This window comes from Pseudomonas sp. RIT-PI-AD, assembly GCF_025642785.1.
In the GTDB taxonomy this organism is placed as follows: domain Bacteria; phylum Pseudomonadota; class Gammaproteobacteria; order Pseudomonadales; family Pseudomonadaceae; genus Pseudomonas_T.
Genome location: NZ_JANZKU010000032.1, coordinates 11,897 through 25,282, shown reverse-complemented (window position 1 = coordinate 25,282; position 13,386 = coordinate 11,897). Strand labels below are relative to the sequence as shown.

Here is a 13,386-nt window from a genome sequence, read left to right as displayed (position 1 = left end):
TGTGCACGGCATCGAACAAGGTGAGCGAGCAGTGAAACGCGATTCCCTGAAAGGCTGGTTCAACAGCGGCGCCCCCTGGGTCTGGCTGAATGCCGGGGCGGTGTCCATCGCGGTGATCATGACCATCGGCCTGCTCTCGGTGATCGCCGTGCGCGGCCTCGGGCATTTCTGGCCGGCGGACATCCTCGAGGCGGACTACCAGATCCCCGGACAGCCGGCCAAGGTCCTCGCCGGCGAGCTGGTGGAAGCCGAGGAAGTGCCGCGCGCGCGCCTGGCCGCCGCCGGCCTGCCGGTGAACGTCGAGGGTGGCGAGTTCATGACCCGCGAATTGCTCAAGGTCGGCAACCGCGAGCTCTACGGCGCCGATTTCAGCTGGGTGGTGGGCGAGTGGCTGAGCGCGCCGCGGCGCCCCGCCGAACTGATGGTCCTGGAGCGCCGCGAATGGGGCAACTTCTACGGCTACCTGATCGACGTCAAACAGGACGGCCAACGGGTCGCCGAGGGCGAGGCGGCCTGGGACGCGCTGCAACAGCGCCTGCAACGGGTCGATGTGCTCCACGGCGAGCTGGCGCAGTTGCAGAAGAAGGACATCGGCCGGATCAACCATGGCCTCGAGCGCCTGCGCCTGGAACGCCGCAAGCTGGAGCTGGAGAACCGGCTGGACGCCGCCGCCCAGGCCGACCTGGAGGCCGAGCGCGCGCAGTGGGACGCGCAGTACAAGACCTTCGAGGGGCGCCTGCTGGCATTGAACAAGGCCTTCGAGCGCGACAGCATCACGGTGCGCACGGTGGACGGGCGCGAACAGGAAATCCACCTGGGCAAGGTGGTCCGCGCCTACCGCCCGAACGCCATGTCCAGCCTGCAGAAATTCGGCTTCTACTTCGCCAAGCTGTGGGAGTTCGTCAGCGACGAACCGCGCGAGGCGAACACCGAGGGCGGGATCTTCCCGGCGATCTTCGGCACCGTGATGATGACCCTGATCATGGCGGTGATCGTCACGCCCTTCGGCGTGCTGGCGGCCATCTACCTCCGCGAGTACGCCCGCCAGGGCCCGCTGACCCGGCTGATCCGCATCGCGGTGAACAACCTCGCCGGGGTCCCGGCGATCGTCTACGGGGTGTTCGGCCTGGGTTTCTTCGTCTACGTGCTGGGCGGTTCCCTGGACCGGCTGTTCTTCCCCGAGGCGGCGCCGGCGCCCACCTTCGGCACCCCCGGCCTGCTCTGGGCATCGTTGACCCTGGCGATCCTCGCGGTGCCGGTGGTGATCGTCGCCACCGAGGAAGGGCTGGCGCGGATTCCCCGGGCGGTGCGCGAGGGCTCCCTGGCGCTCGGCGCGACCAAGGCGGAAACCCTGTGGAAGATCGTCCTGCCGATGGCCAGCCCGGCGATGATGACCGGGCTGATCCTGGCGGTCGCGCGCGCCGCCGGCGAAGTCGCGCCGCTGATGCTGGTGGGCGTGGTCAAGCTGGCGCCGAGCCTGCCGCTGGACGGCAACTACCCCTACCTGCACCTGGACCAGAAGATCATGCACCTGGGTTTCCACATCTACGACGTCGGCTTCCAGAGCCCCAACGTCGAGGCCGCGCGCCCGCTGGTGTACGCCACCGCGCTGCTGCTGGTGCTGGTGATCGCATTGCTCAACCTCAGCGCGGTGTTCATCCGTAACCACCTGCGCGAAAAATACAAGGCGTTGGATCAGTGAGGCGGCAGTCCCAGGGCGCCCCGGCTGCCCGTGCCGCGCCCCGAGCTTCCCAAGGAGTCCCCCATGCAACATGAAGTCCCTACCCACGGCATCGACCTGGCCGCCCTCGGCCGCGGCAAGCAGAGCCTGCGCCTGGCCGACGAGACGGTGGCGCTGGAAGTGCCCGGGCTGAACCTGTTCTACGGCGACAAGCAGGCGTTGTTCGACGTCGCGCTGAACATCCCCAAGCGCCGCGTCACCGCGTTCATCGGCCCCTCCGGTTGCGGCAAGTCGACCCTGCTGCGCACCTTCAACCGGATGAACGACCTGGTGGACGGGTGCCGCGTGCAGGGCGAGATCCGCCTCGACGGCCACGACATCTACCGCAAGGGCGAGGACGTCGCCGAACTGCGCCGGCGCGTCGGCATGGTGTTCCAGAAGCCCAACCCTTTTCCCAAGAGCATCTACGAGAACGTGGTCTACGGGCTGCGCATCCAGGGCATCAACCAGAAGCGCGTGCTCGACGAGTCGGTGGAGTGGGCGTTGAAGAGCGCGGCGCTGTGGGAAGAAGTGAAAGACCGCCTACACGAGTCGGCCCTGGGCCTCTCCGGCGGCCAGCAGCAACGCCTGGTGATCGCCCGCACCGTGGCGGTGCAGCCGGAAGTGCTGCTGCTGGACGAGCCCTGCTCGGCCCTGGACCCGATTTCCACCCTGAAGGTGGAAGAACTGATCTACGAGCTCAAGGCCAAATACACCATCGTCATCGTCACCCACAACATGCAACAGGCCGCGCGGGTGTCCGACTACACGGCGTTCATGTACATGGGCAAGCTGATCGAATACGGCGACACCGATACGCTGTTCACCAACCCGGCGAAGAAGCAGACCGAGGACTACATCACCGGACGCTACGGCTGACGGCCCTGTCGGCGCGCGGAGCCGCGTCGGCGCAGCCCGCCGCCGCTCCAGCGCCCGGCACGCCCCGCCAGGCCCACCCCGTACAGGTATCCGGTTAAATCAAGGGTTCGCACATGATCGACAAAGACAGCCTCACTCATCACATCTCCCAGCAGTTCAATTCCGAGCTGGAGGATGTGCGCAGCCACCTCCTGGCGATGGGCGGCCTGGTCGAGAAACAGGTCAACGATGCGGTCACCGCCCTGATCGACGCCGACTTCGGCCTGGCCCAGCAGGTCCGAGAGATCGACGAGCAGACCAACCAGATGGAGCGCAACATCGACGAGGAATGCCTGCGCATCCTCGCCCGCCGGCAACCGGCGGCTTCCGACCTGCGCCTGATTATCAGCATCTCCAAGTCGGTGATCGACCTGGAACGGATCGGCGACGAGGCCTCGAAGATCGCCCGCCGGGCCATCCAGCTCTGCGAGGAAGGCGAGTCGCCGCGCGGCTACGTCGAGGTGCGCCACATCGGCGACCAGGTGCGCAAGATGGTCCAGGAATCCCTCGACGCCTTCGCCCGCTTCGACGCCGACCTGGCGCTGGCGGTGGTGCAATACGACAAGACCGTCGACCGCGAGTACAAGACCGCCCTGCGCGAACTGGTGACCTACATGATGGAAGACCCGCGCTCGATCTCGCGGGTGCTCAACGTGATCTGGGCGCTGCGCTCCCTGGAGCGGATCGGCGACCATGCGCGCAACATCGCCCACCTGGTGATTTATCTGGTGCGCGGCACCGACGTGCGCCACCTTGGCCTGGCGCGTCTGGAACGGGAAGTCCAGGGTCCGCCGCTCGAGTGAGCGCGGGCTCGGCCGGGGTCCGCGTGCGACTTTCCCCACACGCCCGACAAACTGGCTTAGCCAAGCCTCACCCGCCCGGACTATGCTTAGCTCGTTTTCCGTAGGAGCGGTCGATGAGCAAAGTCAATGTGCTGGTGGTGGACGATGCGTCCTTTATCCGCGATCTGGTGAAGAAAGGGTTGCGCGATCATTTTCCCGGCATCCATATCGAAGAGGCCACCAACGGCCGCAAGGCCCAGCAGTTGCTCACCCGCCAGGGGGTCGACCTGATCCTCTGCGACTGGGAAATGCCCGAGATGTCCGGCCTGGAGCTACTCACCTGGTGCCGCCAGCAGGACAGCCTGAAGACCGTGCCCTTCATCATGGTCACCAGCCGGGGCGACAAGGAGAACGTCGTGCAGGCGATCCAGGCGGGAGTGTCCGACTTCATCGGCAAGCCCTTCTCCAACGACCAGCTCACCACCAAGGTGAAGAAAGCCCTCAGCCGCACCGGCAAGCTCGCCGCGCTGACCAGCTCCGCGCCGAAGATGCTCAGCAGCGGCGCCTTCGCCAACGACTCCCTGGCCGCCCTCACCGGCGGCCGCGCCGAGGTGATCAAGCCGGCCGCGCCCGCGGCGGCGCCCCGAGCGGCGGCGCCGGCACCCTCGGCTTCCTCGGCCGCGCCGATCAGCGGCCGTGGCCAAGCGCAATTGCGCCTGCCTTCCGGCGTGCTGGCCTGCGTGATCAAGGCCATCAGCCTGAAGGACGCCCACCTGCTGGTGCGTCGCGGCGATCCCCTGCCGCAGGTCCTGGAAAGCGCGGTGCTCGACTTGGAGCAGGGCGAGGGTGGCGAAGTCGCCCGGCTCAACGGCTACCTGCACGCCCTGGCGGCCCTGGAACCGAAACCCGACAGCGAATGGCTGCAACTGACGTTCCGCTTCGTCGACCGCGATCCGCAGAAGCTCGATTACCTCTCCCGGCTGATCGCCCGCGGGACCGCGCAGAAGCACTTCAGCCCCGGCGCCTGAGGCTCCACCGGGTCGCCCGCAGGCGATCCGCGACGACCGGCGCCCCGACGGGCCTTGCAACTGGTAGGCTTTGCGCCGTTTTCCCCTGACGATGCCCGCCATGCTCGGACGCCTGAGCCTCCTCTGCCTCGCCCTCGTCGCCCCCGCGGCGCTGGCCGGGTTCTACAAGTCGGTCGACGCCAACGGCGTGGTGACCTACGGCAACCGCCCGGGCGCGGCGCCGGCCCATGCGCCCGCGGCCGGCGGCCCGGCGCGTTTCGCCGAGCAACGCGACGCCCTCTACGGCGCCATGGACATCGACCTGGAGCAGAAGCGCGTCAACGTCGGCCGCGACCTGCGCGAGCCCCGGGTGGAACCCCGCGGCCCGGGCGGCGTGACCCTGGCCAGCCTGCTGCAGCGCGACCTCGAACAACTCCTGCGCGACACCGCACCGGCGCCGGACGAAGTCCCCGGGTCCGACCCGCGCGCCTATCGCTACCCCTTGCCCTGGGTCGGCGGTCCATTCCGCGTTACCCAGGGGCCCAACGGCGCTTTTAGTCACAACACGCCGAAGGGCCGCTACGCCATGGACATCTCCATGCCCGAAGGCACGCCCATCGTCGCCGCCCGCGCCGGTCGCGTGCTGACCGTGCGCAACGACCAGGCCGGGCGCGACGGCGACCCCTCCGGCAACCACGTGCGCATCCTTCACCGGGACGGCAGCATGAGCGTCTACCTGCATTTGTCGCCCGGCTCCGTGGTGGTCCACGAAGGCCAACTGGTGGACAGCGGCACGCCGCTGGCGCGTTCCGGCAACACCGGGCACAGCACCGGCCCGCATCTGCACTTCGCCATCCAGCGCAATTTCGGCAACCGCGTCGAGTCAGTGCCCTTCGAGTTCGCCGAGCCGGTCGGCAGCCTGCCGAACTTCGCCCTCGGCAAACAGTGACGCACGCCTCATCCGGCTGCATGGACGGCCGTGCTGACGGCCGGTGTCTCGCCTCGTGGCGGATGCGCTGCTAGGCTTGCGCCTCCCGGACCCATTCCGAAACCCGAAGTTCCGACCGGCCATGCTAGGGCGCTCTCTTTTCTTCTGCGGTCTGCTCGCGGCGACCCTGCCGGCCTCCGCGCTGACCATCTACAAATACACCGATGCCAACGGCGTGGTGACCTATACCGACAAGGCGGCGGCGGGCGCCCAGGTGTTCGTGTTCCGCGACCGCATGGTCGAGCGGCTGGACAACCAGGTGAAGCTGGAAACCAAGAAGCACGCCGGCGGCGAGACCCTGCTGGTGCGCAACGACCTGTTCGCGCCGGTGGAAGTGGAATTGAGCCTGGAGCAGACGGGCAACCTCAGCGGCGCGCCCGACACGCCGATCCATTGGGTGCTGGCGCCGCGCAGCCAGATCCGCCTGGCCACCCTGGCGCCACTGGATGCGACCAAGCCGATGCGCTACAAGCCGCGCTTGCGCTATGCCCTCGGCGATCCCCGGCTGGAACCGCAGCTCTACCGCTACCCGTTGCCGTGGATCGGTGGGCCCTTCCGCCAGAGCCAGGGCGCCAACGGCCAGTACAGCCATTTCACCCCGAAAGGCCGCTACGCCATCGACATCGCCATGCCCGAGGGCACGCCCATCGTCGCCGCGCGGGCGGGCACCGTGGTGAAGATCGAGAACCAGCAGAGCGGGCGCGGCAACAACCCGTCCGGCAACTTCGTGCGAATCCTCCACGACGACGGCACCATGGGCGTCTACCTGCACCTCATGCAGGGCTCGGTGAGCGTTCGGGAGGGCGAGCGGATCGAGCCGGGCATCGCTATCGGGCGCTCCGGCAACACCGGCAACAGCAGCGGGCCGCACCTGCATTTCGTGGTGCAGCGCAACGTGGGCCTGGCCCTGGAGTCGATTCCCTTCCAGTTCGCCCAACCGGTGGACAGCCTGCCGAACTTCGCCCTGGGCAAACGCTAGGGGCTGTACGGACAGTCACCGAGCGCATGCCCTGTTCGTACAGGGCCTGGTAGCACGAGCGTTCGTAGAGTGCAGGGCGAGGCAGGCTCGGTGGGGAAGCGTCGCCACGCGCGGTGGAGACGGCCCCCGAAGCGGCGTCGACCAAGCCTCGGCGGGTGTCGACGCGTTTCGTAGGGAGCCTGGAGTTCGCGGGCCTGCCAACGGCCCCGGGCGGGCCCGTTGGCGTGAACAGGCTTCAGTCCAGCTTGAGCACCTTGGCCAGCACGATCTTCGGACCCTTCATCTTCTTCACGATGATGCGCAGGCCGTCGGTGTCCAGCACGTCTTCCTCTTCCGGCACCCGCTTGAGGCTCTCGTAGACCAGCCCGGCGAGGGTATCGGCCTCGATGTGGTCGAGGTCGATGCCGAGCAGGCGTTCCACCTTGAACAGCGGCGTGTCGCCCCGCACCAGCAGCTTGCCCGGCTGGTAGGCGAGGATGCCGCGTTCCGCCTTGCGGTGTTCGTCCTGGATATCGCCGACCAGCACTTCCAGCACGTCCTCCATGGTCAGGTAGCCGATCACCTTGCCGTCGGCCTCCTCCACCAGGGCGAAGTGCGCGCTGCCCAGGCGGAACTGCTCCAGCAACTGGGTCAGCGGGGTGTGCCGGGTGACCCGCTCCAGCGGCCGCAGCAACTCGTCCAGGTCGAAGGTCTCCGGCATGCTTTCCAGGGCGGTCAGCGCCAGCAGCAGGTCCTTGATGTGCAGCAGCCCGATGAAGTCGTTGCGGGCGATGTCGTACACCGGATAACGGCTGTACTTGTGCCGGCGGATGATCGTCAGGATGTCCGACAGCGGCGCGGCATGGTCCAGGTAGATCAGGTCTTCGCGGGAGTTGGCCCAGTCCGCCACCTCCAGCTCGCCCAGTTCCACCGCCGAGGCCAGCACCCGCATGTCCTGGTCGCTGGGGTCGCGGGCGCGGCTGGAGTGCAGGATCAGCTTCAACTCGTCGCGGCTGTAATGGTGCTCGTGGTGTGGCCCCGGCTCGCCCTGGCCGGCGATGCGCAGGATGCCGTTGGCGCTGGCGTTGAGCAGGTAGATCGCCGGATACATCATCCAGTAGAACAGGTACAGCGGCGCCGCCGTCCACAGCGACAGCAGCTCCGGCTTGCGGATCGCCCAGGACTTGGGCGCCAGCTCGCCGACCACGATGTGCAGGTAGGAAATGATGAAGAAGGCGGAGAAGAAGGACACGCCCTTGACCACCTCCTGGGAATCCACCCCGACCCCGGCGAGGACCGGTTCCAACAGATGGGCGAACGCCGGTTCGCCGACCCAGCCCAGGCCCAGGGAGGCGAGGGTGATACCCAACTGGCAGGCCGACAGGTAGGCGTCCAGTTGCGCGTGCACGGTGCGCAGGATACGTCCGCGCCAACCGCTCTTCTCGGCGATGGCCTCGACCCGGGTCGAACGCAACTTGACGATGGCGAACTCCGCGGCGACGAAAAAGCCGTTGAGCAACACCAGGAACATCGCGAAGAGAATCATGCCGAAATCGGCGAAGTAACTGAGCAGGGAAGTACTAGGGGAAGGGTCCATGGACGTTTCGGTTGGTGGATGACGGAGTCAAGGGTGCAGGCTGGTCGCGCGGTTTGCAAGTCGCGCGCCGGCGACGGCTTGCTACGAAACGTGTGCGACCTGCACGGGACGTCTACGCGCGCCCGCTCACGGCACCGGGCGTGGCTGCCAGGGCTGGGGCCGATTGCGCCCGGCACCGGGCCGCGGACTTCGTGGGCTGATCGGCCATGCCACCGCGGTGCTGCCGACGAACACGTTGGGCGAGCCGGTGACGATGTACTGGCCCGCCACCTCGTGACCGATATGCGAGACCGGGAGGCCGGCTGACGCTGCCATGGGAAGTCCCTTTACCTGAGTGTTCGAAGAGGTGTGCAGCGCGACGCTCAAGCGCCTGTCGGTCAGCGCTGGCGAGGGTGGCAGTTTACTTCAGCGTATTCACGGCGAACTGTGCGCTGCTTCCCCCTCGCGAGACGGTGGGCGGCCAGGCGTCGGAGAGGGGATGGCGAAGTGGCATGGCCCGCCGCTTTTCAGCGGTGGGCCACCTGGGCCGGCGGGAAGTGGCAGGTGAAGGTACTGCCGTGGTTGAGCACGCTGCTGATCTCCAGGCGCCCGCGGTGGCGCAGCAGAACGTGCTTGACGATGGCCAGGCCGAGGCCGGTGCCGCCGGTGGCGCTGGCGCGGCTGGAGTCGACCCGGTAGAAGCGTTCGGTCAGGCGCGGCAGGTGGCGGGCTTCGATGCCGATGCCGGAGTCCTGTACCGCCAGGTGGGCGCCCTGTTCGTCGCCCCACCAGCGGATGCGGATATCGCCCTGGTCCGGGGTGTATTTCACCGCGTTGAACACCAGGTTGGAAAAGGCGCTGCGCAGTTCCGCCTCGCTGCCCTTGAGGCTTACCCGAGCATCGACGTCCAGGCCGATGCGGTGTCCGCGGGCGGCGGAAAGCGCCAGGGCGTCGGCTTCGATCGAGCGCAACAACGGTTCCATCGCCACCGGCTGGTTGTCCGAGGGATAGTCGGTGGCTTCCAGCTTGGCCAGCAGGAGCAGGTCGTTGAGCAGGTTCTGCATGCGTCCGGCCTGCTGCTGCATCTGCTGCAACGGCCGCCGCCAGCGCGGGTTCACGTCTTCGACGTTGTCCAGCAGGGTTTCCAGGTAGCCGGCGATCACCGTCAGCGGCGTGCGCAGTTCGTGGGATACGTTGGCGACGAAGTCCTTGCGCATCTGTTCGAGCTGGTGGAGGCGCGTGACGTCGCGCACCAGCATCAGGTGTTCGCGGTTGCCGTACTGGGTGAAGTGATAGTGCAGGCGCAGGCGGTCGCTGATGGGCGAGGGCAGTTCCAGCGGCTCGCGGTAGTTCTCCTGCTCGAAGTATTCCTTGAAGCGCGGGTGGCGGATCAGGTTGGTCACCGGCTGGCCGCTGTCGTGGGGCGTCTTCAGGCCGAGCAGGTGTTCCGCGGCGCGGTTCCACCATTCCAGGTTGCCGTCGCTGTCGAGCATGATCACCGCGTCCTTCAGGGCCGCGGTGGATTCCTGCACCCGGTCGATCACCGCTTGCAGGCGGTCGCGGGCACGCTGATGGCGGCGTTGCAGGTGGTAGATGCTGTCGAAGACCTCGCCCCACAGGCCCTGGCCGTCGGGCGGCGGCTCGTCCGGGCCCTTGGACTTCAGCCAGTGGTGCAGGCGCGCCAATTGGTAGAGGGTCCAGCTCAGGTAGGCGCCCAGGCCGGCCGCCAGCGCCCAGGCGTATTCGCCGGTGAGCAGGCCGACCAGCAGGCAACCGGCGATCAGCAACAACAGACAGCGTATCACCGCACCTCGCCAGTCCTGATTCATCCGCGCTCATCCATCGGTGGTCTTCGAGGCGCTGTGGCCCCTGGCGGGCTCAGCCCTTGGTGGAGAAACGGTAACCGGTGCCGCGCACGGTCTGCACGAGGTTTTCGTAGACCTCGCCGAGGGCCTTGCGCAGGCGGCGGATGTGCACGTCGACGGTGCGTTCCTCGACGTAGACGTTGCCGCCCCAGACTTGGTCGAGCAACTGGCCCCGGGTGTAGGCGCGTTCCTGGTGGGTCATGAAGAATTGCAGCAGGCGATATTCGGTGGGGCCCATGTCGGCCGGCTTGCCGTCGATGGTCACGCGGTGGCTGACCGGGTCGAGGAGCAGGCCGCCGACTTCGATGGCGGCCTCGCTGTCGGCCGGGCCGGCGCGGCGCAGCACGGCCTTGAGGCGAGCGACCAGTTCGCGCGGCGAGAACGGCTTGGTGATGTAGTCGTCGGCGCCGACTTCCAGGCCCTGGATCTTGTTGTCCTCTTCGCCCTTGGCGGTGAGCATGATGATCGGGATGTCGCCGGTCAGTTCGTCGCGCTTCAGGCGCCGGGCCAGCTCGATGCCGGACGTGCCGGGAAGCATCCAGTCGAGGAGGATCAGGTCCGGTTTGCGATCCACGATGACCGCATGGGCCTGCTGGGTGTTCTCCGCCTCCAGGCATTCGTAGCCGGCCATTTCCAGCGCCACGGCGATCATTTCGCGGATCGGCGCTTCGTCGTCGACGATGAGGATTGTCTTGCCTGCCATGGGTCGCGTTCCGCTGAGTCCTGTCGTTGGGCGCATTAGATAACGGAATTATTGCAGCGATGTGACACTGCCGCGTCGTCCGCCTCAGCGCAGCGCGTAATCGAGGACGATGCCGAGGAAGATCGCCAGCCCCGCCCAGTGGTTGTGCAGGAACGCCTTGAAGCAGGCCTGGGGGTCGCGGGTGCGGGTGGCGTGGAATTCCCAGGCGAAGCAACCGGCGGCCGCCAGCAGGCCGAGGTGGAAATACAGCCCGAGCTCGAAGCGACCGCCGGCCAGCAGCAGGCAGAGCAGGGCGAGGGCCTGCAGGGTGGCGACGATGATGCGATCGGCGTCGCCGAACAGGATGGCGGTGGATTTCACCCCGATCTTCAGGTCGTCCTCGCGGTCGGTCATCGCGTAGTAGGTGTCGTAGGCCACCGTCCACAGCAGGTTGGCGATGTACAGCAGCCAGGCTTCGGCCGGCAAGTCGCCGGTCTCGGCGGTGAAGGCCATCGGCATGCCCCAGGAAAAGGCGGCCCCGAGGACCACCTGGGGATAGAAGGTGTAGCGCTTCATGAAGGGGTAGCAGGCGGCCAGGACCAGGCCGCCGAAGGACAGCCAGATCGTGGTGGCGTTGGTCAGCAGCACCAGGCCGAAGCTGGCCGCGCAGAGCAGGGCGAAGGCCAGCAGCGCCTCGCGGGGGGAAACCCGTCCGCTGGCCAGGGGCCGGGCGCGGGTGCGGCTGACGTGGCCGTCGAAGTCGCGGTCCGCGTAATCGTTGATCACGCAGCCGGCGGCGCGCATGAAGATCACCCCGGCGACGAAGATCGCCAGGTTGGGCCAGCTGGGCAGGCCCTGGGCGGCGATCCACAGCGCCCACAGGGTCGGCCAGAGCAACAGGTAGATGCCGATCGGCTTGTCCAGGCGCATCAGCTGGATGAAGTCCCAGGCGCGCGGATGAACGCGGTTCAGCGATTGCAGCAGGGTGGTGTACATGCGGCGGCTCCGGTTGCGGTCGGGCGACGGGTTCGGCAGAGGCTCGGCGGGCGGCCGAAGGGCTAGGGCGACGGCGGCGCGCCGGCCCGCTGCCACAGCGCCGGCAGGAACACCTCGGCCACCAGCACCGCGAGGCCGTCGCGGACGAAGCGCGAACGCCGCGCCCACAGGTCCGGCGTGCGCGCCTCGGGCGGCAGCCAGTCCGCCGGGTAGCGGCACACTTCGAGGGCGCCGCGGGCGAAGGCCGCGTCGCTGAACAGCAGCTCGCCCAGGGAGCGGTTGCCCAGCGTGGCCAGGTCCAGCCCGGAATCGAGCAGGGCGGCGCGGGCGGCGACGCTGCGGGCGAACACCCAGGGTTGGCCCTGGCCAAGCAGGTACACCTCGCGCACCCAGCCCTGGCTCCCCTCGGCGACGTCCAGCGCGCGGCATTCGTCGGGGCGCAGGGTCTGCCAGCCCTCCTCGAGGGGGACCACGCCGAAGGCCGATTCGGACAACGCGATCAGCCGGCGGGTCAGCGAACCGCGGTCGAACAACCAGTCGGTCTGGAGCGGCGCGGGGCTGGGGCGCAACTGGGCGGCGGTCAGCCAGGACAACGGCTGGTCGGGAGCGAGGTGGGACACGGGCGATGGACTTGAACGAGAAAGACGGCGGCGAGCTTAGCATGCCGGCGGGCGCCGGCTGGCACTTGCACGCCCCGGCGAGGACCAGTACAAAGCGGCGTCGGCCGGCGAACCCTTCCAGCAAGAGAAGGCACCGGCTCCAGCCTGAATAGCGAGGGGCAAGATGAAGAAGTGGCAATGCGTGGTATGCGGCCTGATCTACGACGAGGCCCAGGGCTGGCCGGACGACGGCATCGTGCCGGGTACCCGCTGGGAGGACGTGCCGGAAGACTGGCTCTGCCCGGATTGCGGCGTCGGCAAGATGGACTTCGAGATGATCGAGATCGGCTGATCCCGCTGTCGCCGCGCCGCTGTCGGCCGACAGCGGCGCGGCCCGGTTGCCGGGCGGATCACTCGCCGGGGATGTCCTTGCGCAGCTTGACCGGATCGTTCTGCGCCTTGGCCGCCCGCGCGCCGCGCATGCGGATGTTCAGCGCCTCGACCGCCAGGGAGAAGGCCATCGCGAAGTAGACATAGCCCTTCGGCACGTGCACCTCGAAACTCTCGGCGATCAGCACCGTACCCACCACGATGAGGAACGACAGGGCGAGCATCTTCAGGCTCGGGTGCTTGTCGATGAAATCGCTGATGGTCCCGGCGGCCAGCATCATCACCAGCACCGCGACGATGATCGCGGCCACCATCACCGGCACGTGGGCGACCATGCCGACCGCGGTGATCACCGAGTCGAGGGAGAACACGATGTCGATGATGGCGATCTGGATGATGGTGCCGATGAAGCCGCCGGCCATTTTCTTCGGCGTCCCCTGGGTCTCGTCCTCGCCCTCCAGGCCGTGGTAGATCTCGCTGCTGCTTTTCCACAGCAGGAACAGGCCGCCGAAGAAGAGAATCAGGTCCCGTCCCGAGATACCCTGGCCGAACACGTGGAAGAGGTCGGCGGTCAGGCGCATCACCCAGGCGATCGACAGCAGCAGGAGAATCCGCGTGACCATGGCCAGGGCCAGGCCGAACAGGCGCGTCTTCGCCTGCATCTCCTTGGGCATCCGGCCCACCAGGATCGAGATCATGATGATGTTGTCGATGCCGAGGACGATTTCCAGAGCGGTCAGGGTGAAAAAGGCCACCCAGATTTCCGGGTTGGTCAGCCAATCCATATCGTTTCCTTTGAGAAAGTTGTGGCTCACCGGACTCTGACCGGCAGCCGGCGGATTCTAGCGGTTGGCCGATTAAATTTTCGTGCGATTTCTCGACAGGTTATTTCCCCTGGCGAACGG

The 13,386-nt window shown here is 67.4% G+C and carries 14 protein-coding genes; 7 read left to right on the top strand and 7 right to left on the bottom strand.

What is annotated here, in order from left to right; translation table 11 throughout:
- The first annotated feature begins 31 nt into the window (after positions 1–31).
- The 6 genes from pstA (at position 32) to OGL92_RS20110 (ending at position 6,394) form a co-directional block, all read left to right on the top strand.
- Entirely contained in the window at positions 32–1,702 is a 1,671-nt protein-coding gene (pstA, locus tag OGL92_RS20135) for a phosphate ABC transporter permease PstA (protein ID WP_263147153.1), read from the top strand.
- A 63-nt stretch (positions 1,703–1,765) separates the two neighbouring features.
- Positions 1,766–2,599: a phosphate ABC transporter ATP-binding protein PstB gene (gene pstB / locus OGL92_RS20130; RefSeq protein WP_263147151.1), complete on the top strand. Its 834-nt coding sequence runs from the start codon at positions 1,766–1,768 to the stop codon at positions 2,597–2,599.
- Positions 2,600–2,712: 113 nt separating this feature from the next.
- Complete coding sequence (phoU, locus tag OGL92_RS20125) at positions 2,713–3,441, top strand: phosphate signaling complex protein PhoU (protein ID WP_263147149.1); 729 nt, start codon at positions 2,713–2,715, stop codon at positions 3,439–3,441.
- Positions 3,442–3,554: 113 nt separating this feature from the next.
- Positions 3,555–4,448, top strand: coding sequence for a response regulator (locus OGL92_RS20120; protein WP_263147147.1), 894 nt, complete (start codon positions 3,555–3,557; stop codon positions 4,446–4,448).
- Positions 4,449–4,548: 100 nt separating this feature from the next.
- Entirely contained in the window at positions 4,549–5,376 is an 828-nt protein-coding gene (locus OGL92_RS20115) for a M23 family metallopeptidase (RefSeq protein WP_263147146.1), read from the top strand.
- Between the two features lie 121 nt (positions 5,377–5,497).
- Entirely contained in the window at positions 5,498–6,394 is an 897-nt protein-coding gene (locus OGL92_RS20110) for a M23 family metallopeptidase (protein WP_263147144.1), read from the top strand.
- A 235-nt stretch (positions 6,395–6,629) separates the two neighbouring features.
- Here the strand turns inward: OGL92_RS20110 and OGL92_RS20105 are convergent, their stop codons facing one another.
- From OGL92_RS20105 to OGL92_RS20080, 6 genes are all read right to left on the bottom strand, one after another.
- Positions 6,630–7,970 (bottom strand): hemolysin family protein, encoded by a 1,341-nt coding sequence (locus OGL92_RS20105; RefSeq protein ID WP_263147142.1) that lies wholly within the window; start codon positions 7,968–7,970, stop codon positions 6,630–6,632.
- Positions 7,971–8,096: 126 nt separating this feature from the next.
- Positions 8,097–8,285 carry a hypothetical protein gene (locus OGL92_RS20100; RefSeq protein ID WP_263147140.1) on the bottom strand — a complete coding sequence of 63 codons (189 nt, stop codon included), beginning with the start codon at positions 8,283–8,285 and terminating at the stop codon, positions 8,097–8,099.
- Positions 8,286–8,476: 191 nt separating this feature from the next.
- Entirely contained in the window at positions 8,477–9,778 is a 1,302-nt protein-coding gene (gene phoR, locus OGL92_RS20095; RefSeq protein ID WP_263147136.1) for a phosphate regulon sensor histidine kinase PhoR, read from the bottom strand.
- 49 nt (positions 9,779–9,827) lie between these two features.
- A complete protein-coding gene (gene phoB, locus OGL92_RS20090; protein ID WP_263147134.1) occupies positions 9,828–10,517 on the bottom strand; it encodes a phosphate regulon transcriptional regulator PhoB in 690 nt (229 codons plus the stop codon).
- 84 nt (positions 10,518–10,601) lie between these two features.
- On the bottom strand, positions 10,602–11,492 hold the full coding sequence (gene ubiA, locus OGL92_RS20085) for a 4-hydroxybenzoate octaprenyltransferase (protein ID WP_263147132.1): 891 nt from the start codon (positions 11,490–11,492) through the stop codon (positions 10,602–10,604).
- Positions 11,493–11,554: 62 nt separating this feature from the next.
- Positions 11,555–12,112: a chorismate lyase gene (locus OGL92_RS20080; RefSeq protein WP_263147129.1), complete on the bottom strand. Its 558-nt coding sequence runs from the start codon at positions 12,110–12,112 to the stop codon at positions 11,555–11,557.
- Between the two features lie 163 nt (positions 12,113–12,275).
- Between OGL92_RS20080 and OGL92_RS20075 the strand changes: the two genes are divergently transcribed.
- Complete coding sequence (locus OGL92_RS20075; RefSeq protein ID WP_263147128.1) at positions 12,276–12,443, top strand: rubredoxin; 168 nt, start codon at positions 12,276–12,278, stop codon at positions 12,441–12,443.
- A 58-nt stretch (positions 12,444–12,501) separates the two neighbouring features.
- Here the strand turns inward: OGL92_RS20075 and OGL92_RS20070 are convergent, their stop codons facing one another.
- On the bottom strand, positions 12,502–13,266 hold the full coding sequence (locus OGL92_RS20070) for a TerC family protein (protein ID WP_263147125.1): 765 nt from the start codon (positions 13,264–13,266) through the stop codon (positions 12,502–12,504).
- Positions 13,267–13,386: the final 120 nt, after the last annotated feature.

Excerpts from the sequence above, each read along its gene's own strand:
- phoB (WP_263147134.1), bottom strand. The coding sequence starts at position 10,517 with ATGGCAGGCAAGACAATCCTCATCGTCGACGACGAAGCGCCGATCCGC.
- ubiA (WP_263147132.1), bottom strand. The coding sequence starts at position 11,492 with ATGTACACCACCCTGCTGCAATCGCTGAACCGCGTTCATCCGCGCGCC.
- OGL92_RS20110 (WP_263147144.1), top strand. The coding sequence starts at position 5,498 with ATGCTAGGGCGCTCTCTTTTCTTCTGCGGTCTGCTCGCGGCGACCCTG.
- phoR (WP_263147136.1), bottom strand. The coding sequence starts at position 9,778 with ATGAATCAGGACTGGCGAGGTGCGGTGATACGCTGTCTGTTGTTGCTG.
- pstB (WP_263147151.1), top strand. The coding sequence starts at position 1,766 with ATGCAACATGAAGTCCCTACCCACGGCATCGACCTGGCCGCCCTCGGC.
- OGL92_RS20075 (WP_263147128.1), top strand. The coding sequence starts at position 12,276 with ATGAAGAAGTGGCAATGCGTGGTATGCGGCCTGATCTACGACGAGGCC.
- OGL92_RS20100 (WP_263147140.1), bottom strand. The coding sequence starts at position 8,285 with ATGGCAGCGTCAGCCGGCCTCCCGGTCTCGCATATCGGTCACGAGGTG.
- phoU (WP_263147149.1), top strand. The coding sequence starts at position 2,713 with ATGATCGACAAAGACAGCCTCACTCATCACATCTCCCAGCAGTTCAAT.
- OGL92_RS20115 (WP_263147146.1), top strand. The coding sequence starts at position 4,549 with ATGCTCGGACGCCTGAGCCTCCTCTGCCTCGCCCTCGTCGCCCCCGCG.
- OGL92_RS20105 (WP_263147142.1), bottom strand. The coding sequence starts at position 7,970 with ATGGACCCTTCCCCTAGTACTTCCCTGCTCAGTTACTTCGCCGATTTC.
- OGL92_RS20120 (WP_263147147.1), top strand. The coding sequence starts at position 3,555 with ATGAGCAAAGTCAATGTGCTGGTGGTGGACGATGCGTCCTTTATCCGC.
- OGL92_RS20070 (WP_263147125.1), bottom strand. The coding sequence starts at position 13,266 with ATGGATTGGCTGACCAACCCGGAAATCTGGGTGGCCTTTTTCACCCTG.